The 21,474-nt window shown below is 37.5% G+C and carries 20 protein-coding genes; 13 read left to right on the top strand and 7 right to left on the bottom strand.

Translation table 11 applies throughout. From position 1 onward, the window contains the following. Positions 1-53 precede the first annotated feature (53 nt). The 5 genes from P6922_RS04350 (at position 54) to P6922_RS04330 (ending at position 4,973) form a co-directional block, all read left to right on the top strand. Positions 54-908, top strand: a complete 855-nt coding sequence (locus P6922_RS04350; RefSeq protein ID WP_276874642.1) for a type II restriction endonuclease — start codon at positions 54-56, stop codon at positions 906-908. Then, a complete protein-coding gene (gene dcd, locus P6922_RS04345) occupies positions 905-1,426 on the top strand; it encodes a dCTP deaminase (RefSeq protein WP_007554736.1) in 522 nt (173 codons plus the stop codon). Before P6922_RS04350 ends, dcd begins: the two co-directional genes overlap by 4 nt. 97 nt (positions 1,427-1,523) lie before the next feature. Beyond that, positions 1,524-2,474 (top strand): TAXI family TRAP transporter solute-binding subunit, encoded by a 951-nt coding sequence (locus P6922_RS04340; protein WP_276874640.1) that lies wholly within the window; start codon positions 1,524-1,526, stop codon positions 2,472-2,474. Positions 2,475-2,503: 29 nt separating this feature from the next. Continuing rightward, positions 2,504-3,004 (top strand): DUF1850 domain-containing protein, encoded by a 501-nt coding sequence (locus P6922_RS04335; RefSeq protein WP_276874639.1) that lies wholly within the window; start codon positions 2,504-2,506, stop codon positions 3,002-3,004. A 19-nt stretch (positions 3,005-3,023) separates the two neighbouring features. Further along, entirely contained in the window at positions 3,024-4,973 is a 1,950-nt protein-coding gene (locus P6922_RS04330) for a TRAP transporter permease (protein WP_276874636.1), read from the top strand. A gap of 238 nt (positions 4,974-5,211) precedes the next feature. Here the strand turns inward: P6922_RS04330 and P6922_RS04325 are convergent, their stop codons facing one another. Continuing rightward, complete coding sequence (locus tag P6922_RS04325) at positions 5,212-6,555, bottom strand: Na+/H+ antiporter NhaC family protein (protein ID WP_276874633.1); 1,344 nt, start codon at positions 6,553-6,555, stop codon at positions 5,212-5,214. A gap of 157 nt (positions 6,556-6,712) precedes the next feature. Beyond that, a complete protein-coding gene (locus P6922_RS04320) occupies positions 6,713-7,474 on the bottom strand; it encodes a sulfite exporter TauE/SafE family protein (protein WP_276874631.1) in 762 nt (253 codons plus the stop codon). 203 nt (positions 7,475-7,677) lie between these two features. Here P6922_RS04320 and P6922_RS04315 point away from each other — a divergent pair, with 203 nt between their 5' ends. Next, positions 7,678-8,688, top strand: coding sequence for a YeiH family protein (locus P6922_RS04315; protein WP_276874628.1), 1,011 nt, complete (start codon positions 7,678-7,680; stop codon positions 8,686-8,688). Between the two features lie 177 nt (positions 8,689-8,865). Then, positions 8,866-11,307 (top strand): DUF262 domain-containing protein, encoded by a 2,442-nt coding sequence (locus tag P6922_RS04310; protein WP_276874626.1) that lies wholly within the window; start codon positions 8,866-8,868, stop codon positions 11,305-11,307. Between the two features lie 74 nt (positions 11,308-11,381). Here the strand turns inward: P6922_RS04310 and mnmA are convergent, their stop codons facing one another. After that, on the bottom strand, positions 11,382-12,440 hold the full coding sequence (gene mnmA, locus P6922_RS04305) for a tRNA 2-thiouridine(34) synthase MnmA (protein ID WP_007554874.1): 1,059 nt from the start codon (positions 12,438-12,440) through the stop codon (positions 11,382-11,384). A 162-nt stretch (positions 12,441-12,602) separates the two neighbouring features. Here mnmA and P6922_RS04300 point away from each other — a divergent pair, with 162 nt between their 5' ends. After that, the gene (locus tag P6922_RS04300; protein WP_276874623.1) at positions 12,603-12,968 is read left to right on the top strand and encodes a fluoride efflux transporter FluC; all 366 of its coding nucleotides are present in this window, start codon (positions 12,603-12,605) and stop codon (positions 12,966-12,968) included. A 115-nt stretch (positions 12,969-13,083) separates the two neighbouring features. Beyond that, positions 13,084-13,611: an ECF transporter S component gene (locus tag P6922_RS04295; protein ID WP_276874620.1), complete on the top strand. Its 528-nt coding sequence runs from the start codon at positions 13,084-13,086 to the stop codon at positions 13,609-13,611. A gap of 30 nt (positions 13,612-13,641) precedes the next feature. Here P6922_RS04295 and P6922_RS04290 read toward each other — a convergent pair whose 3' ends face one another. After that, positions 13,642-14,526: a transglycosylase domain-containing protein gene (locus P6922_RS04290; protein WP_276874618.1), complete on the bottom strand. Its 885-nt coding sequence runs from the start codon at positions 14,524-14,526 to the stop codon at positions 13,642-13,644. 193 nt (positions 14,527-14,719) lie between these two features. On the opposite strand from P6922_RS04290, the gene gyrB reads away from it, so the two are divergent. The 3 genes from gyrB (at position 14,720) to P6922_RS04275 (ending at position 17,931) form a co-directional block, all read left to right on the top strand. Then, complete coding sequence (gene gyrB, locus P6922_RS04285) at positions 14,720-16,660, top strand: DNA topoisomerase (ATP-hydrolyzing) subunit B (RefSeq protein WP_007554817.1); 1,941 nt, start codon at positions 14,720-14,722, stop codon at positions 16,658-16,660. A gap of 172 nt (positions 16,661-16,832) precedes the next feature. After that, positions 16,833-17,213 (top strand): type II toxin-antitoxin system HicB family antitoxin, encoded by a 381-nt coding sequence (locus tag P6922_RS04280; protein ID WP_007554855.1) that lies wholly within the window; start codon positions 16,833-16,835, stop codon positions 17,211-17,213. A gap of 88 nt (positions 17,214-17,301) precedes the next feature. Then, positions 17,302-17,931 carry a site-2 protease family protein gene (locus tag P6922_RS04275; RefSeq protein ID WP_276874616.1) on the top strand — a complete coding sequence of 210 codons (630 nt, stop codon included), beginning with the start codon at positions 17,302-17,304 and terminating at the stop codon, positions 17,929-17,931. Between the two features lie 65 nt (positions 17,932-17,996). Here P6922_RS04275 and P6922_RS04270 read toward each other — a convergent pair whose 3' ends face one another. After that, positions 17,997-18,443, bottom strand: a complete 447-nt coding sequence (locus P6922_RS04270) for an Lrp/AsnC family transcriptional regulator (protein ID WP_276874613.1) — start codon at positions 18,441-18,443, stop codon at positions 17,997-17,999. A 112-nt stretch (positions 18,444-18,555) separates the two neighbouring features. Between P6922_RS04270 and P6922_RS04265 the strand changes: the two genes are divergently transcribed. Next, positions 18,556-19,191: a trimeric intracellular cation channel family protein gene (locus P6922_RS04265; protein WP_276874611.1), complete on the top strand. Its 636-nt coding sequence runs from the start codon at positions 18,556-18,558 to the stop codon at positions 19,189-19,191. A gap of 124 nt (positions 19,192-19,315) precedes the next feature. Here P6922_RS04265 and P6922_RS04260 read toward each other — a convergent pair whose 3' ends face one another. Then, positions 19,316-20,464, bottom strand: coding sequence for a RuBisCO large subunit C-terminal-like domain-containing protein (locus P6922_RS04260; RefSeq protein ID WP_276874609.1), 1,149 nt, complete (start codon positions 20,462-20,464; stop codon positions 19,316-19,318). Then, entirely contained in the window at positions 20,465-21,397 is a 933-nt protein-coding gene (locus P6922_RS04255) for a glycosyltransferase family 2 protein (protein WP_276874607.1), read from the bottom strand. It lies immediately after the preceding gene. Positions 21,398-21,474: the final 77 nt, after the last annotated feature.

The following is a 21,474-nucleotide window of genomic DNA, read 5'->3' as shown; positions in this document are numbered from 1 at the left end:
ATTATGCTTAGTATGCTATAATTAATCAGAAATACCGAAAGAAGGTGTATTCCGTGGCAAGGCGTAAAGGTCGAAAAGAGTGGAACATAATAACGGAAAAAGGTTGGATGTCTATTTTGGGAAATACCGAAGTGATTTCCGATTTGATGATGCAAATATTTTTTTCGTTATATCGCTCATCGAACTATACGGACAACGCCAAACAAATTGCACACAAATTACACACCGAATATCGTGCATTGAATGCGGCGGTAGGTTGGGCAGGTAATAAAATAAAAAATCTGTGCAAAGAAAAAAAGATTGAAACTTGTTCTACAACCGAAAAAGCTTCTTTGAAAATGGCACCGTGGGAATATGTTTTAAACGGAAAAGAAGATGAAGACGGAACATACCTGTGGATACTTAAAGAGAATACGGTACGGGCATTTCGTGAATTGGAAGAATCGGGATATATAAACTATATAGGACTTGAAGAAATTTTATCCGAAGACATTTCTTCATTCGGAGTGGAAGGAAATTTATTTTCTCAAACATCCGAAACGACAGTGAAAAATATAAAAGAATATATAGAAAGTGAAAGAAAATTTGAAAGAAAATCCTTGACGGAAAATTCACAATGTACGGTATGCGGAATAAAAAGGCTCTCACTTCTTCGCATGGAATCTTACGGGAAAAGTGATAAAAAACATAAAGGTTTATGTTTCTGTCCGACACATGCAGCTTTGTTTTCGGCACATTTGATATCATTTGATAAAGACGGAAAACTTATAATTTCCGACAAAATAGACGAAGAAGAACGTAAAATTCTCAAAATTGAAAACGGAATGCCGGCAAAAATGCCGTTCAGCAACAGAAGAATGCAATTACATCGTAAAAAATTTAATCAGGAAAGCAGGGAAACGAAATGATTTTATCGGGTAAAGAAATAGTAAGACACTTGGGAAATGAAATCGAAATAAAACCTTTCGATCCGTCAAGAGTAAATCCCAACAGTTACAACCTTACGTTGTCGGATGAACTCATGGTATATGACAACTATGAACTCGACATGAAAAAGAAAAATGTCGGCACATTGATAAAAATACCTAAAGAAGGATACCTTCTTGAACCGAATAAATTATACTTGGGAAGAACACATGAGTTCACACGAACGGAATGTTTCGTTCCTATGCTTGAAGGAAGATCCTCTATAGGACGCTTAGGACTTTTTATTCACGTGACGGCGGGATTCGGAGATGTAGGATTTGCCGGCTATTGGACACTTGAAATGTTTTGCGTTCAACCGATAAGAATATATGCCGGAGTGGAAATTTGTCAGATATATTTTCATACCGTTTTAGGTGAAGCGGACAAGTACACAAGCGGAAAATATCAAAATAATAAAGGAATTCAACCCAGCCTACTTTACAAAGACTTTGAGAAGTAGTATAATTAAAAATAACTTAATAAAAAAAGCGATGAAGCTACAGAATTGTATGTGCGCATACAGTCTGTAGCTTTTTTTGTAAAAAGGAGGAAATATTATGAAGCGTTGGATGAAACGTTTGGCAGCGGTCACAGCTGTTTGTCTGGCAGGTACGATTATTTTGACAGGATGCAGCGGTGACAAGAATTTTATTAATATTGCTACCGGCGGTACTGCAGGTACATACTATCCGCTCGGCGGTGCATTGGCCGAATTGATGAATAAAAACATCGAAAACATGAATGCATCCGCACAGTCCACAGGAGCTTCCGTTGCAAATATAAATATGCTTAAAGACGGATCTGTAGATGTGGCATTCGTACAGAATGATATTTCCTACTATGCGGTAAACGGATTGGAAATGTTCAAAGACAACAAAGTGGAAAATTTGAAAGGTCTTGCGGCGTTGTATCCGGAAACAATTCAATTTGTAACTACCGAAGGGTCGGGAATTCGTTCCATAGCGGACTTGAAAGGTAAAAAAGTTGCGGTCGGTGCATCGGGATCGGGTGCCGAAGCAAATGCAAGACAAATTCTTGCGGCATACGGAATTACATATGACGACATAGATGAACAATATTTGTCATTCGGTGAAGCTTCCGATGCGTTGAAAGACGGAAACGTAGATGCAGGAGTGGTAGTTGCGGGCTTCCCGACAGCAGCAATTCAAGACTTGTCCGCAAGTAAATCGATAAGAATTATTCCTTTGGACGAATCTATAATAGACAATCTTATTAATAAATATCCGTACTACACAAAGATGATTATTCCGGCAGGCACATATTCAAATCAGAATGAAGACGTTGTAACGTTATCGGTAAAATGCCTCTTGGTAACCACGGATAAAATGGAAAAATCATTGGGTGAAAAGATTGTAAAAGTAATTTATGAAAATCTCGATCGTATGAAAGCGGCACATGCTGTAGGACAATACATAAGCAAAGCTACCGGAATGGAAGGTATGTCCATTCCTATGAACGAAGGAGCAAAAAAGTTTTTTGAAGAATAATACGAGGTGAACGACATTTGTCGGTAAATATGGAGAGCTTTCGGCGTATTTCAAAAAGTAAAAAAACAATAGCGATTATATGTCTGATAATTCTTGCAATTGCATCTTACTTTTTAAATCAAAAATACATAGTAGGTAAATCCGAAAAAGGTATTTTGTTTGTAAAACGTGCATACGCCGGAATGCCTCTTGTACTTGAGTACAGACATTCGGTACAAAGAACGATGATTTATGAAAATTTGGAAATTGACGACAATGTAAACGGACTCGTTTTGAAATCTACAAAGTATCAATCATATGGAGCCGGACTTCCGTTTTTACAAACGGACGGTCACTTCAGAAAAGAAAAAGATTGGTTTGTTCTAGATTCCATAAATCGTAAATATCCCGTACTTTCAATTCGTAACGGAGTAATAAATGAGGAAAAAGTTCATGTAGGTAATTCCGTATATAACTTGAAAGATGAAATGCCGATAGGGACGAAATTGGATATTTGTGTCGTACCGTTGTACAAAATTTGTTTTTTATAATGATAAGGAGTTGAATCAATTGGCTGACTTGGATACAAATGCAAAAAAGATCAATAAAAAGGGGAAAGATTTGCAAGAGACTTTGAAAGAGCTTGATAAAGAATCCAACTTTGCGGAATATTCAGGTATCTGGGCAAAGCTGATTGCGTTGATTTGTATAGTCTTTTCGTTATTTCAGATTTATACCGGACTTTTCGGAGTTTTGGACGCAATGATTCAACGTTGCATTCACTTGTCATTCGGTATAGCATTGGTATTTTTGCTCAATCCTACAAAAAGATCTTGGGTGAAAAAAGGACGGATACACTTACTTGATTTGGGACTTGCAATATTATCCGTTGTACCGTCATGCTATATTCTCGTTCAATACAAGAGCTTGATTTTGAGAGCAGGTACAGTTACTCCTTTGGATGCGGTTATGGGAGTGCTTGGACTTGTTATGGTAATCGAAGCCGCAAGACGTATTGTAGGTATGCCTATAGTGTGCGTTGTACTTGCTTTCATGGCATACGGATTTTTAGGTCCTTACATGCCGGGCGCATTGGCGCACAGAGGTTTGACAATAAATCAGATGGTCGGACATCTTTTCTTTACTACTGAAGGTGTATTCGGCATTCCAATGGGAGTTTCCTCCACATTTATATTTCTGTTTATTTTATTCGGTGCTTATCTTGAAAAAACGGGACTCGGAAAATTTTTCATAGATATAGCAAATGCAATTGCAGGTTGGGCATCCGGCGGACCGGCAAAAGTTGCGGTACTTTCAAGCGCACTTGAAGGTACAATCTCGGGAAGTTCGGTAGCAAACGTTGTCGGCAGCGGTGCATTTACCATTCCCATGATGAAAAAATTGGGATATGAAAAGAACTTCGCCGGAGCGGTGGAAGCGGCAGCATCTACCGGCGGACAGATTATGCCGCCTATTATGGGTGCGGCGGCATTCCTTATGGCGGAATTTGTGGGTATTCCGTATATGGAAGTGGTAAAAGCTGCAATCGTACCGGCAATTTTATACTTCATCGGAGTATTTTTGGGAGTTCATTTTGAAGCTAAAAGAAATAATTTGAAAGGTACACCGAGAAGTCAACTTCCTTCATTTGAAAAAATAATGAAAGAGCAAGGACATCTTGCAATTCCTCTTGTAGTAATTATCGGATTGCTTTCCTCGGGATACACTCCTATGAAAGCGGCACTGTGGGGAATATTTATTTCCATAGGCACAGCGATGCTTCGTGCAAACACAAGAATGAAGATGAGTGATATAATAGGCGGACTCGTGCAAGGTGCACGTGGATGTCTGGGCGTACTCATAGCATGTGCTGCTGCCGGCATTATCATCGGTATAGTTACAAAAACCGGTGTCGGACTTAAAATGGCATCCACACTTGTACAACTTGCATCAGGCAACTTCCTTTTGCTGCTTATTTGTACAATGCTTACATCACTTATACTCGGAATGGGAGTTCCGACAACTGCAAACTATGTAATAACATCTACAATAGTCGCACCGGCGCTTGTAGGAGCCGGAGTTCCGATTTTGGCGGCGCACATGTTCGTATTCTACTTCGGAATTATTGCGGACATTACACCTCCGGTGGCACTTGCAGCATATGCAGGAAGTGCAATAGCAGGAGGCAATCCCATGAAAACTGCCGTGAATGCATCGAAACTCGGTATAGCGGCATTCATTATACCCTACGTATTCGTATTCTCACCCGTACTTTTAGGAATAAATGCGACAATTACCGGAATGATTTTCTCCACACTTACCGCACTTATCGGAATGGCAGGACTCTCCGGAGCAATGATCGGACAATTTGCAGATAAATGTAAAGTATGGGAAAGAATAGTTCTCACCATCGGCGGACTCTGCCTCATAGATCCGAAACTGATGACGGACGTTGCAGGTATAGCATTACTTGCAATAGTGGGAATTATTCAATACATGAGAAAGAAAAAAGCTGCATAAATAAAGAACAAAGATAAACTTAAAAAAACAAAAATAAAACTCGGTTCAATAATAGTTGAGCCGAGTTGTTTTTATGAAATTTATTCTTCAAACAAAATATTATTCGAAACGGAAACAAATTCTCCGTTCAAATTGCAAAAACGAATGCAACATTCAATTCAGATAAAAAAACCGATACTTACGAAAACTTGCAAAGTATCGGTTGTAATTTATAAATGAAAATCAATATATTTTGTTTTTATTTTTCCGATTGTTGTTTTTTTGAAGAACCCCAATTGTCATAAGGAATATAAATTGAAATGAGTGCGAAAACTGCAAGAATCCAACAATACCATACATAAGGAACAATCTCAATCATGCTTACCGGTAAACCGAACTTGGATGCCAATGCGGAAGCCGTCAGAAGTTGAGCACCGTAAGGTATAGTACCTTGGAAAACGCAAGAAAAAATATCAAGAAGTGAAGCGGACCTTCTCGGGTCTATGTCGTATTCCTTACTGATATTTTTTGAAATATCACCTGTAATGATAATTGCAATGGTATTATTTGCAGTAGCACAATCAACCAATGAAACCAATGCGGAAATTCCGAGTTCGGCGGATTTTTTGCCTTTAATCATCACTCTCAATTTATGTATAAGCCAAGTAATTCCGCCGTAATGTGCTGCAATTTCTGAAATACCGCCACAGAACAGAGCGAGGAAGAAAGCTTCATTCATATTGTTGAAACCGATCCAAATTTGCTGTGAAAGTGAAACGACAGTCAAATTTCCGGCAAAAATACCGATAAGACCTGCAGAAAAAATACCGATAATAAGAACAATGAATACGTTCGTACCGAGCAACGCAAGAGCAAGAACCAAAATATAAGGGAAAACCTTTATCAAACTGTAATCAAGATTTCCTATACTTGAAACTACATCCGGACGACCGAAAAACAAGTATAAAACAAAAGTGACGATTGCAGCCGGTAAAGCGATCAAAAAATTCACTTTGAACTTATCCTTAAGCTCGCAGCCCTGAGTACGTGTCGCAGCGATAGTCGTATCCGAAATCATGGAAAGATTATCACCGAACATTGCACCGCCCACACAAGCAGCAACAATGAAAGGAATGGAAATGCCGGCTTTTTCACCTATACCTACAGCAATAGGAATAATTGCGGCAATGGTACCGACCGAAGTTCCCGTAGAAGTACCCAAAAAAGCGGAAATAATAAAAACTCCGGCAGTCAAAAACTCGACCGGTATCAAACTGATACCCATATTTACAGTAGCATCACGACCGCCCATAGCGGAAGCCACAGCGGAAAACGCACCTGCAAGAATGTAAATAATAAGCATAGTCATTACATTTTCATTTGCGGCACCTTTTGAAAATATTTTGAACTTTTCGCTTATACTTTCCTTACCCAAGAAAAATGCGGATATGACCGCAATGAACATGGCAGTTACAGACGGAAACTGATAGAAAGCCATATCAACGCCCTGCATGGAGAAATAAATTCCCATGCCGAGATAAATTATGATAAAAACAACGAACGGTAAAAGTGCAAAACCGTTGCCCTTTTCAGATGCGTTCATACCCGCACCTCCCATTATTAAAAATTAAAAATATTTTATAAAATTCAGTATAGCAAACGTAAGTTTTATAAGCAATTCAAAATAAAAAAATAAAGTGAAGAAAATTAATTTTTCACCTTATTTTCCGATACAAAATTTATTCAAATTCATTCATCGACTATTTAATAAATAAATCGTAAACTACACGAAAGAAAAATATTGTAAGAACTGTAAGTATAATCGGACGAACACCCTTGGCACCTTTTCCCTTGAAATACGTTGCACCCAAATGATTGCCCGCTATACCGAAAAGTCCTGCTACAACTCCGAGCGGAAGAAGAACCTGATTATTCAAAAGAAACACACTCAAAGCTGCAAGATTTGTCGTTGAATTTATAACCTTCGTTATACCGTTCGCCTGTTTCAAAGAAACATGAGAAACTCCTGTAAGAATTAAAATGAGAAATGTTCCCGTACCAGGACCGTAAAAACCGTCATAAACACCTATAAGAGATGAAGTTACAATACTCAAAATTGCAGTCTTACTGAAAGAAAAAGGAATTTTCTCTTTTATCAGTGATTTACTTTGAAGTACATACAAACCCGTTATGGGAATGAGAACAAGCATGCAAAAAAGAAAAGTTTTCGCATCAATCGTAAGAGCGATATTTGCACCGAAAATCGAACCGATAAATGCAAACACAACACACGAAAGAGCAAGCCTCCAAGGAATGTAACCGTCCCTTGAAAATTTATAAGTCGCCCACAAAGTACCCATTGAAGAACTCATCTTGTTAGTTGCAATAGCTGCATGCACAGGTACACCGCTTACAATATATGCAGGAATGGAAATAAGACCGCCGCCGCCCGCAATTGCATCTATAAATCCCGCAATAAAAACAAGAGGACAAATAAATAAATATTGAAAAATAGGATCCATAAATGCCCCTTTATAAATTACAAAATGTAATAATATTATGATTTATTATGGTAACATTCTTTTCAAAAATTTTAAAGATACAAAATAAAAAATGTTTATTTCATTTATAAAATATTCAACAATACTCATCATCAGAATACTTTATTATGATATAATTTTGATGTATTTATGTTTTTTTATTTATAACGATAAGGGAGATGCGTATGAAATCGTTTTTTGAAAATATCTTATACAACAGAAGTTTTGATTTTGCTATTATTGTCACGCTCATTTGCTCCCTTGCCGGAAAATGGCTTGCATCATTTCCCGGATTTTCTCTCGTGGGACACTTGGTGTTGGCATTGATTTTAGGAATGTTCGTACAACTTTGGAAAACCGTATCAAACCGTTCGAAAACAGGTACAGGATTTATTGCAAACAAATTTTTACGAGCCGGAATAATCCTTTTGGGATTCAAACTGAACTTATTTTTCCTTTTAACATCCGGACTCGACAGTTTGAAAGCGGCAATAGTTGTAGTAGCGATAATGCTCGTACTTAATTATTTTGTCGCAAAACTTTTTAAAGCGGATCATACACTTGCGATGCTTACGGCATGCGGCTGCAGCATTTGCGGGGCAGCGGCAGTCATGGGAGTATCCGCTCCGATGAAAGCAAAAGCCGATCAATCCGTACTTGCAATTGCAATAGTATGCATACTCGGTACACTCTTCACACTGGTAGAAGTATTTATGCAACCGTTACTCGGATTTACAGACAGTCAATTCGGAGTAATGGCAGGACTGAGCCTTCACGAAATTGCACATGCGGTAGCGGCAGGAGGTGCAGGCGGCTCAATAGGAATGGACAGTGCGATAATTGCAAAACTCTCAAGAGTACTTCTCTTGGCACCTGTTGCACTTATAGTAGGACTTATAGAATACAAAAAGAACAAAAATGCGGAAGAAAAAATATCAATACCCGTACCGTGGTTCATGGGAGGATTCATACTGGCAAGCGCAGTAGGATCATACCTTCAACTCTCCGGCAATATTACACAAAACTTGGTAAATATAGCCTACATACTCTTGGGAATGGCAATGGCGGCACTCGGAATAAACGTAAATTTCAAAGTAATAATAAAAAAAGGAGCAAAACCCTTCGCCGCAGCATTCATATGTTCAATAGTAATACTTGCACTCGCATGGTTCATAGCAGGACACTTCTTCGCATAAACCGAACTGAAAAGCTTTCGTAAATCGAAAGCTTTTTTGATTGGATAAATGTGAAAATACAAATTTAAAGTTTTACAAAAGCTTGTGTGATATGTTTTATTGGATTTTTTATGCATAAAATATTACTATATAAACATGATGCGGAATAAATATTCGTTTAATATTGAGGTGTATTCAATGCGAGCGGAACAAAGTAAATTTTTCGGTGATTTGTTGGAAAAGAATAAAAGAATTTTTAAAGTGCCTGTTTATCAAAGAAATTATGATTGGTCAGGTGAACAATGTGAAAAATTATATAAAGATATTATGTCGGCAAGTAAACGTAATCGTCAGCATTTTACGGGAACTGTAGTATACATAACGGATGTCGACAGGGGCAGCGGATTGAATGAAGTTTTGATAATTGACGGACAGCAAAGAATAACGACGGTTTATATTTTATTGAAGGCTTTGTATGAGAGTTCCGAAAATATATCTTATCGTATTGAATCCGAATTGAAAGATGTTATGTTTAACAGAAATTGTGATGATAAGTACAAGGTTAAGTTGAAGCCGGTAAAATCGGATAATGAGCAATTGCAACTTTTACTTAAAAATGAAATTGAAAAAATGAACAAAAATTCAAATGTTTATAAAAACTTTGTTACGTTTAAACGTTTGATAGAAGAAACCGTTTCGGAGGGTTTTGAGTTAAGTGATATTTTAGAAGGAATAAAAAAGCTTGAAATTGTAGAAATTATTTTAGATAAAAATCATGGCGATGAGCCGCAAAAAATTTTTGAATCTATAAACTCTACCGGTTTGGAATTGAGTTTGGCCGACTTGGTAAGAAATTACTTGCTTATGGACGATAAGAATCAAGATGAGTTGTATTCAAAATATTGGGTGGAATTGGAAAAGAATGTAGGATATGAAAATTTAAGAAATTTTATAATAAAATTTGTCGATGCTCAGGTAAAAAATTCGGTCAACAGTAAAAATGCATATGATTTATTTAAAAAGCATTGCGAAAATAATAAGTTGACGCATGAAGATGTATTGTTCAAATTGGAAAGAACTTCAAAGTGTTATGGTGCTTTTGTAGGTGCAAATCAATTTTACAGTAAGCGAATTCAAGACGATTTACATGCTTTTTGTGCGATAAAGCAAACAACAGTTTTGCCTTTGATTTTTAAGATTTTTGATGATTTTGAAGACGGAAATATTAATGAATACGAAGTTTGTAAGGTTTTGGAATATTTATTTACATACATTCTTCGTGTTATCGTGTGTGAAACGGGTAAAGGTTTAAGCGGATTTTTCAAATCTTTGTATTCAAGGGTTATTAAAGATGATTTTGTTAATTATTCCGAAAAATTTATAGGGTTTTTGAACGGAGTGAATTCACAGAACAGAATTCCTTCGGATGAAGAGTTCAGAGAAGCTGTTATTCATAAGCCTTTATACAATAATAAACACGTATGCAGATATATTTTATCCGTTATAGAAAATTCATCTAAAGAAAAAATAGACTTAAAGAATTTAACGATTGAGCATATTCTTCCTCAGAAAGAAAATTCTCGGATTTGGAGAAAAGAAATAGGTGAAGATTACAGCAGAGTTCGTGAAACGTACCTTCATACATTGGGAAATTTGACAATTACCGGATATAACAGTGAGTTGGGGACGAAACCTTTCAAAGAAAAGAAGAAAATTATAAGTGAACATTCCAAGGCAAATGTTTTGAATGAAAAAATTCTTGATGTAGATACGTGGAATGAAAAAAATATATTGAGGAGAGCGGAATCTTTATCTGAAAAGTTAATATCCATGTATCCTTATGTAGGGAGCAGTGTCGATGTTTTCACAAAAGATGAACCTTGTATAGGTATTTCGGAATATTATGATTTTTCGGGTACGACACCCAGCGGATTTTCTTTTATGGGTGAATTTGTAAAGGTTAAGAATTGGGTTAATTTGCTGACGGAGTTTATTGAATTGAGCTATGGTTTGGACAGTAGAATTTTGATAAATCTAGCAAATAAAAATTTCATTGTCGAAGGGTGCAGCAGTGTATATTTGACTCATGATAAAAGACTCTTGAGAAAACCGAGAGAAATTTTTAACAACGGAATTTTTTATGAGTCGAATTTAAGTGCAAATGCAATTATTTCATTTATTAAAGAATTGATTTTAAATATGGACTTGGATCCGGATGAATTTGAAGTTTATCTTGAGAATAAAGATATTGATACAAATAAATCTTTGGAATGGGTAAATTGGGACAGCGATTTCAATCCTTCTTTCAAGGATGTTGTTGAGTTTGAAATAAAGGGTAAAAGAATAAAACCGGAAAAAGGTAAAAAAGATATTAATTTTAAAGATGTATTTATAAAAGTCAACGAGTTTTTGTATAAAGAAAATCCGTTTGTGTATACCGAAAGTAATTTCATTTGGGTGAGCAGTGACGGAAAAGGTATGACAAGTCCTTATTCACTTGGAGAAAGTGTATATATTGAAACGAACAGATCCAATGAAGTGAATTTTGAAAATATTTCTGCCGTTGCAAAGTTGATGGGGTTGGATTCAAAGGATATAAAGTTTTTGTTTAAGGAAAGAGAGCGCAAGGGCAGTAAATAAACGGTAATTTTACATTAAAAAACTTCCTCTTTGATATTGTAGATGATAATATCGTGAGGAAGTTTTTTTAATTTTTACAGCGGTCGTATAATCGTGCCGCCGCCGATTAGGCGATCGCCTTCGTAGAATACTACCGATTGTCCCGATGTGATTGCTCTTTGCGGTTGGTCGAATGTGACGGTTGCTCTTCCGTCGTCTTGAAGTTTTACATGGCATTTATGTACTTTCATACCGTAGCGTACTTTACCTTCGGCGGTAAATTCTTGTGCGGGAGGTTTTCCGTCTGTGAATGCCAAGTCTTTTGCCAAGAGTTTTGTGCGGAACAGGTCTTCGTTTTCTCCTACTATTATTTTATTGTTTTTTGCATCTATGGATACAACGTATTGAGGTGTTTTTGCGTATATTCCCAATCCTTTACGTTGTCCGATTGTGTAGTTGGGTATTCCGTGGTGTTTTCCGAGAATTTTCCCTTTTTTGTTTACTATGAAGCCTTCATTGAATGCTTCAGGTGCTTCTTCTTTGAGAAAATCTACATAGGATTGTTCGGATGTAAGGAAGCATATGTCTTGGGATTCCGCTTTGTTGTATGTCGGAAGTCCTTTTTCTTTTGAAATTCTTCTTGTGTCTTTTTTGCATATGCGTCCTAACGGGAATATAATACGAGATAACTGTTCTTGTGTCAGGTGGTACATCATGTAAGATTGGTCTTTCGGCAGGTCTACCGCTTTTCTTACTTCGTATTTTTGTCTTTCGCTGTCAAACACGATGCGTGAGTAGTGTCCTGTTGCGAAATAGTCGCAGTCGAACATTGCTTTTGATTCATCGTAGAATACTCCGAATTTGAGTTTGAAGTCACACATCATGCAGGGGTTGGGTGTGACACCGTTTTTGTAGGAGTCTATAAAGTATTCGAGTACAATTTTTTTATATAGCTCCCTTATGTCGATTACTGCATGTTTGATGCCTAAAAATTTTGCCATTTCTTTTGCATCGTCCAGATTTTGTCCGTCAAACAGTTGCATGGTTGCACCGAATACTTCGTAGCCGGCTTCTTGCAAAAGTCTTACGGTCAATGTGCTGTCTACACCGCCCGACATGGCGGCGATTACTCTTTTTCTTGCCAATAAAATCATCCTTTCTCAGATTTCATTTTTTTGAAATCTAAAACCATCATTCTAGGAAATCAATTTCCTTTTTCCAAACGGAGTGAAAGTCCGAAGGATACTCATTAATTATAGCATTGAAATGCAAGTTGTTATTATATTTTATTTATTAATTTTTAAAAGGAGAGTTTTATGCAATTGTATGTTTTCTTGGGCGGCGGGTTCGGCGCTTTGTGCCGCTTTTTTGTCGGAAGGTTGTGTGAGTGTTTTTCTTTTGCAAGTGCGTTTTCAACAGTTTTTGTAAATTTGGCGGGATGTTTTTTTATAGGTTTGCTTTTTACCGTTTTCAAAAATAATGATTGTCCGGCGTTTTTGAATGCTTTTTTCATAACCGGTTTTTTGGGAGGATTTACTACATTTTCCACTTTTACTCTTGATGCATTGCAATATATGAGGGGCGGAGATGTTTCCCTTGCCGTTTTATATGTTGCGTTGCAAGTTGTTTTCGGTCTTGTACTTGCATGGCTCGGTGTGCGTGTCGGAGTTTTTATTTCTTAATCTGGTTATATCATAAAATACTCTTTTGAATATTAAAATAAAACCAAATTTTAAATATAATGTAATTGTGATAATAATTGTATTTAAATAAATTTGTTTAAGAGAGGGTATCGTTATGGATAATTTTTCAGATAAAAGCGAGATATCGTCCACTCGTGTGATGGTTATGGCGGCGTTGTGGGCGGCTATTGTGTTTTGTATGACTATGTTTCCGAAGGTTCCCATTCCTCTTGGGTACATGAATTTGGGGACTACTACAATATTTTTGTCTATTTTCTTTTTGAGAAGGCATGAGGCTTGTCTTGCCGGTGCTGTGGGTTCTTGTCTTGCGGATCTTATCGGCGGATTTCCGATTTGGATTATTCCGACTGCGGTTGTGAAGTTTGCTGTCGCTTTTGCAGTTTATACGGTTATGAAGATTGTTTACAGAGAGGGCCGTTTTTGGATTTCTTCGGCTTTGGCATTTATAGCCGGATCGGCAGCTTCCGTTATCGGTTACACTTTTTTCGGAGTTTTTCTTTTCGGCGGGTTTGAGGCGAGTCTTCAGCAGGTGCCGGGGTTGGCAATTGAGGGTGTGATGAGTACAGCTGTTGCTCTTGTTGTGTGCGGTTTCTTGAAGGCGAGATTGAGTTTGAAGATTTGATAATTTTAAAAGGATAGGGTCGTTTTGACCTTATCCTTTTTTTACGTGAAACTCTTTTTCCGCTTTGAGTGCGTCTTCGGTTGTTATGTATCCTTCTTGTGTCATGAGTGTGAGTACCGTCATCATGCGTCTTTTTCCGTCGTCGGGGTTGTTTATCGGGTCGTATGCGGTCGGTGCTTGGGGAAGTCCGGCCAGCATTGCACATTCGGCGAGGTTGAGTTCGGACGGTTTTTTGCCGAAGTATGTTTGTGCGGCGTCTTTTATTCCGTATGTTCCGTGTCCGAAGTAAATAGTGTTCAGATAGAGTGTAAGTATTTCATCTTTTGTGTAGGATTTTTCCAGTTGCATTGCAAGGAAGAGTTCTTCAATTTTTCTTGTTATTGTTCTTTCGTGCGAGAGGAATATGTTTTTTGCCGTTTGTTGTGATATCGTGCTTCCGCCTTCAAGTGTACGATTTGCTTTGTAGTTTGTAATAAGTGCACGTGTAAGTCCGATGATGTCTATTGCGCCATGTTCGTAAAATCTTCTGTCCTCTGTCGCTACAACTCCTTTTTTCAGAAGGTCCGGTATTTCATTTGACGGTACGAAGTTTTCGTTTTGTTTATATTTTTCTATTGCCGGTTTTATATTTCTTATGTTGTTTAATTTTTCAAAAAATGTTTGTGATTCGTTTTTTCCGGCTTTTGCAGTTTCTTTTTTGTTTTCGTTTGTATTTTCATTTTCTTCGAGTTTTGTTTTTATATTGTCAAATATATTTTTGATTTGTGAAATCGTGTCCGTACTTTCCGGTTTTCGGGTTTGCGTTTGTGTTTGCGATTGAGTTTGCACGGTTTGTGTATCGAGTATGCCGTTTCCCATTTCATATCCTATGTAAACGGCAATTATTATTGTAATCAGTATGAGAAGTTTTTTCATTTATTCTCCTTTCTTTTTGTATTATACCAAATGAATTATTTATATGGAATTTTAATGTCTTTGTGCGATTTTATCGCATATTCCCAAAGTGCATGGAGGTGTCTTTTATGGTATAATATATAAAATGTTTTATACAAAATTGTAACCTTACGGGGACGTGTTTCCCTGTTTGTTTTATTGTAAGGAGAAGTATATGAGCGAAGAAAATCGTAAGGCGGGCGCTTCCGGCAGGAAGGACGGGCATTACAGTGCCAAGGATATACGTGTTTTGGAGGGCTTGGAAGCTGTAAGATTGCGTCCGGGAATGTATATCGGTTCTACGTCTGCTCGCGGTTTGCATCATCTTGTATATGAGGTTGTCGACAACTCAATTGATGAAGCTTTGGCCGGCTTTTGCACTCATATAGAGGTCAGTTTGAATGATGACGGAAGTTGTACGGTTGTAGATAACGGACGTGGTATTCCTACAGGTATGCACGAAACAGGAAAGCCTGCAATGGAAGTTGTTTTGACAGTTTTACATGCCGGCGGTAAGTTCGGCGGTGAGGGTTATGCAATTTCGGGCGGTCTTCACGGTGTAGGTATATCTGTTGTAAATGCGTTGTCCGAATGGACGAAGGTGAATGTACGTCGTGACGGTAAGTTCCATGAGATGGCTTTTTGCCGCGGTGATGTTACCGAGAGTATGCGTACATACGGTGAAACTTCCGAAACGGGTACTACAGTAACTTTCAAGCCGGATCCTCTCATTTTCAAAGAAGGTACGGATTTTGATTATGATACTCTCAAGGTTCGTATGCGTGAGTTGGCATTTTTGAATAAGGGACTTCGTATAACTTTATCGGATAATCGTGACGGCGTTTCAAGAGTTGAAGAGTTCCATTATGCCGGCGGTATAGTTGAATTTATTAAGTTTTTGAATGAGGGTAAAGATGCCGTTCATGATGATGTAATTTCTTTTGAAGGTGAACGTGATAAAATTATCGTTGATATTGCAATGCAGTATCAGACCGGTTACAGCGAAAGTATGTATACATTTGTAAATGATATAAATACTACGGAAGGCGGTATGCATCTTTCAGGTTTCAGAAGTGCGTTGACTCGTACTATAAACGATTATGCACGTACGAATAATCTTTTGAAAGAAAATGAAGATAATTTGACCGGTGACGATGTTCGTGAAGGTCTTACTTGTGTAATTTCCGTAAAGGTTCCCAATCCTCAGTTTGAAGGGCAGACAAAAACAAAGCTCGGAAATTTGGAAGTTAAGGGTGTAGTGGACAATATTGTAAGTGAAGGTTTGCATATTTACTTGGAAGAGCATCCTGCCGAAGCAAGACTTATAGTTGAAAAAGGTATTACCGCAAGTCGTGCAAGAGAGGCTGCAAAGCGTGCAAGAGAACTTACAAGACGCAAGAATGCACTTGAGGTATCCAGTTTGCCGGGTAAACTTTCGGATTGTTCCGAAAAGGATCCTAAAAAGACTGAAATTTACATAGTCGAAGGTGATTCCGCCGGCGGATCCGCAAAGTCCGGACGTGACAGACGTTATCAGGCGATTTTACCTTTGAGAGGTAAAATTTTGAACGTTGAAAAGGCGAGAGTGGATCGTGTATTGAATTCAGATACGATTCGTATGATGATTACCGCTTTCGGTACGGGTGTAAGTGAAGGGTTTGATATAAGCAAGTTGCGTTATTATAAAATTATTATAATGACGGATGCCGATGTTGACGGTGCACATATTCGTACATTGCTTTTGACGTTTTTCTACAGATATATGAAACCTCTCATCACTGAAGGTCATGTATACATAGCAAAACCGCCGCTTTACCAAGTTCGCAAAGGTCGTCAAAAATACTATACATATGATGATGATGAACAAAATAAACTTTTGGATGAAATAGGTAGAGACGGTTGCACCATTCAGCGTTACAAAGGTTTGGGTGAAATGGATCCCGAGCAGCTTTGGAATACTACAATGAATCCGGAGCAGCGTGTGATGATGCGTGTAGAACTTACCGATGCGGTGGAAGCCGATCGCTTGTTTACGATTTTGATGGGAGATAAAGTAGAACCTCGCCGTAAGTTCATCGAAGAAAATGCAATGAATGTAACAAATTTGGATATTTAAATCAAAACTCTTGAATTCGAAATTTTCGTTTTCAAGAGTTTTATTATTTTAATATTAAATTTTTATAAAAGCAGCTAAATTTTATCATTTGATATTGGCAGCAGGGGGCAAAATGTATTACAATAAGTGAAGTAATAATTTTTTGTTCATATGAGTTTCAAGGGGGCTGCATATGCAATATTTTTATCCGGCAGTTTTTAAGTATAATCACAAAAAACAGTATTTTACCGCAATCTTTCCGGATATAAACGGTTGTAGAGCGCAAGGCAGTTCTATAGAAGAAATTGTAAGTGAATTGAAAGAAAATCTTTGTGCTTATTTATGGGAGCTTGAAGAGCGTGAAATGGAAATACCTGCGCCTTCCATGCAAAAAGAAGTTCAAATGAAGTACAGATCTTGCAGCGTAATTACGGTTATAGCGGATATGGAAAAGTATCGGGAATATCGTGAATACAAAGTGAGATATGCTCATGAGCAAGCACGGTTATGGGCTGAAGAAGCAAACAACAGAAGACATAGCAGTATTTTTTCACGTGTATTCGGTATTCGTTAAGAGGCAATCGCCTCTTTTCTTTTTATAGTGCATTTTTGTTTATGCTGTCTTTTCGGGCAGCAATTATAAAAATGCTATGAGGTGTTCAATGTTAGAATTATCAGTTACTTCACTTGCGTATCGTATACCGGCACTTTTGGTGGCATTGAGTGTTCACGAGTACGGGCATGCGATAGTATCCGATTCATTGGGAGATCCTACTCCTCGTATGGAAGGCAGACTCACGTTGAATCCTTTGGCACATTTAAGTAAATTGGGAACGATTATGCTTTTGATTTTCGGTTTCGGTTGGGCAAATCCTGTACCGGTAAATCCGATTTATTATAAAAATCCGAGAAGCGGTATGTTTTTTGTAGGAATTGCCGGAATTGTAATGAATTTGCTTGTTGCTTTAGTATCTGTATTTATTTCGGCGACAATGGATGTTGCAGGATTTTTGAAAGAAGGCGGAGCTACGCTTTTGTATTGGATAATGACTTATAATACATGGCTCGCTTTTTTCAATATTTTACCGATTTGGCCGATGGACGGATTTCGTGTAGTAAGCGCTTTTCTTCCTTACGATCTTTCCGTACGGTTCGAGCAGTTTCTTGCAAAATACGGTTTTATCATACTTATGCTCTTGGTATTTACCGATATAGTCGATGAAATAGTTTCTCCTCTTGCGGGTACATACTTGTATTACTGCAGGGAAGTTATTTATTCGCTGTTACTTTGATAAAAAATAGAAATAAAAAAAGCACGAAATTTACGAAAAAGTTTCGTGCTTTCTTATATGCTTTATTATTCGTCTGCCGGATGAGTTCCGCGTATTTCTTTATTTATAATGTGTGTGTGGCATGTTCCGAAACGTGCAAGATAAGCTTTAAATTCTTCGGTTTCTTCTATTGATTTGAAGTGTGCATCTATGTGCATTTTCGTATTTGAATCCGACAGATAGCAATGCAATATATGTGATGATGCTTTTTTTATAAATTCAACCAATTCGGGTCGTTTGCCGAAATCTATATCGACGTGAAACAGTGCATGTACGTTGTAACCGAAAGCAGGACAGTTCGTATTTATTGTATAGCGTTCAACTATTCCCAAATCTTGAAGACGTTCTACACGATTTTTTGTCGCCTGTCCGGTGAGAAAAATTTTTTCTCCCAATTCTTTCATTGTAATGCGGCTGTTTTTACGCAGTTGTTCTATAATTTGTAAATCCGTGTTGTCGATTAACTTATCCATTTTCAACTCCTTTGTTGTACGTGTATAATGTTATTATATCATTTTTATTTGCAATGTTTTTACTGCAAATTTGTATAAATTTCATTTTGTAAAATTCTTTTTCGGAGGAATTATGGCTATAACTTGGATTATATTTGAATTTGTAGGTACCCTTGCATTTGCATTCTCCGGTGCAATGGTGGGTATAAAGGAGAGTATGGATCTTTTCGGTATAGTTGTACTTTCCATAATGACGGCTGTAGGTGGAGGTATATTGCGTGATTTGATGGTAGGAAATATACCCGTTACAATATTCAAACATCCTGCATCTTTTCTGATTGCCATAATTCTGGCGCTTGTTTTATCTATAGTTTACAGAATTACAGCGTTTTCATTCAGAAAAAATAAAATTTTTAAAATTCTTTTTGATGTTTCCGACACTTTAGGATTGGGCGCATTTACCGTTACCGGCACAACAATGAGTTTGTACATGTATCCGGAAATGCAATATGTCGCACCGATTACTTTAGGTGTGATTACTGCGGTGGGAGGCGGTTTGCTTCGTGATATGGCGGTACCGAAACGTCCTGTCGTATTGTATGCCGACATTTATGCCACCGCCTCGCTTGCAGGAAGTGTGATATTGTGTGCGATTTGGAGTTTAGGATACAAATTTGAAGCGGAGTGGGCGGGATTTATCGTTGTAGTGCTTTTGAGATTTTTTGCAATTATTTATAAATGGCAACTGTTTAAACCTGTCGAAAAATGAATATGAATGAAATATTTTTATTTTGATGTATGTAAAATAAAAATTCCATTTAAGTGGAAATACTGAAATGTTCTCTTATCGTCTGTACGGTAAGGGGTACAGTATATGCCTAAATGGAATTTTTTTATTTCTTTTTACTTGCTTCGCTAAGTTTTTGTACGTAAAATTTTGTACTTTCACATAAATCTTTACCGTGAGTGAGTAATGCTCCTCCTACGAGGAAAATCGTGTCGTCACCGTAAGTATTTACCATGTCATTGAAATTTTGCCACTTCATTCCGCCGGACGGTACGGGGAAGGCTTTTTTCAGATTTCCGATTTCGGTTTCCGTACCTTTTTTTATTGAAATGCAAGTTTCTTTCGTGAAACCGAATCTTCCTCCGTAACTTGCAAATATCACCGCATCCGCACCCATAATTCGAGTGAGTTTGCCGTAGTAACAATACGGAGAAATTCCGAAGGAGTCCGATAACGTCCATGCGCCGGTGAGTGCGGGATGCATGAATATGGGTTTGTTGAAATTTTTATCGAAAGCCAATTTTTTAATGGCTGGAAATCCGACAAGTCCGGCAGATGCCATTACCGCATCAACTCCCATTTCCTGTGATAGAAATGCACGTTCTTCAAATTCGTTTGCATCGGCGGAAATATTTGAAACGTAAATGCAATTAAGACCGGTTTCGCTATTTGCTCTTTGCAAGGCATCCACGCAAGCTTTTACACGTTCTTTGAAAGGTGCATAACTTTGATTTATGAGATTGTGATCGTCTTTTATAATCGTACATCCGCCTTTTGCCAATTTGTAGACGAGATTTTGAAGTTCATTTACGTTGTATCCTACCGGTTTTATTGCCGACATGAAAATAGGACCGTTTTGTATATTACAAAGTTTTCGTATACCTTCTCGTCCGAATTTCGGACCTTTGTATATTTTGTACATTTCATCCGTCAATGAAATATCTTCAAGACGTATATTCGATTTTAAAGATGTATTTCCGAACAATGTATTTAATAATCCTACACATTCACTTTCGCAAATTGAAGAATCATATGAAATAGTTGCAAGGAAACAATTTTCGGAAATTTTTTCAAGAGATTCTACATTTCCCAATAAAGTGTTTTCTATGCGAGTGTTTTCTATAAGTGAATAAGGACACTCGACAGTTTGCTCCAATGCTGTTGCAAATGCGATATCCTTTGCTTCGTTGTAGGAATTTGATGAAATTTTGTAAGTTGCCGAAAAGCGTTTATTAGCATTCGTATCAAAACTCATTTAATTCTCCTTGTTGTGATTTGCGGTATCGTCGGAAAGCCAGTACAAAGGTCTGTTACGTGTTTCCTCGTATATGCGGCTTATATATTCTCCGATTATACCCAGACCCATCAAATTTACACTTCCGAAAAGTGAAATCAAAATGGTTACCGTAGACCATCCGGGCACCGTTGAATCGGTAAGGTAGCAAAATAAAACATGAATAATCATCACGCAACCTAAAAATCCGGACAACAAACCTATGTAAAAAGATGCACGAAGAGGAAGAGTTGAATTTGCCAAAATTCCGTCAACTGCCAAGTGAAGCATTTTACGCATCGAAAATTTAGATACACCGGCATGACGCTTGGGAGCTTTGAAACTTACTGTGGTTTGCTTAAAACCCATTCCGCCTACAATTCCTCTTATAAAACGGTTATGCTCTCTGAATTTCATGAAAGTATCCAACGCTTTTCTGCTCATAAGACGAAAATCGGATCCGCCCGGAACGACCGGAGTTGTGGAAATCGTGTTTATAAAAGCATAATAACTTTTTGAAGTTAATTTTTTCACCCAATTTGCATCTGAAGTCGCAGTACGGACAGTTTGCACCACATCATATCCTTCACGCCACTTTTCGACAAGAACGGGAATAAGTTCCGGAGGGTGCTGCAAGTCTCCGTCCATTGTAATTACACAATTGCCTTTTGCAAAATCCATACCGCAAGTAATTGCAATCTGATGACCGAAATTTCTTGCGAAAGTCAAAGCACGAACATGAGAATCTTTTTGTGCAAGTTCATTTAAAAGAAATTCACTTTTATCTCGAGAACCGTCATTTACATATATAATTTCATAATCCGTTCCCAAAGACTGCATGACCTTGGTTACTTCTTCGTAAAAAAACGGTATATTTTCTTCTTCATTATATACAGGTGTTACAATCGAAATCATAAATCCTCCAAGTAATTTTATATAAATATTATACATTAAAAAAGGAGCTTTGTTTATCCATATTTTGATTAAATAAA

Origin of the sequence: Dialister micraerophilus (assembly GCF_947090205.1) — a bacterium.
GTDB classification, from domain to species: domain Bacteria; phylum Bacillota; class Negativicutes; order Veillonellales; family Dialisteraceae; genus Dialister; species Dialister micraerophilus.
This window is presented reverse-complemented; position numbering and strand designations above follow the sequence as displayed.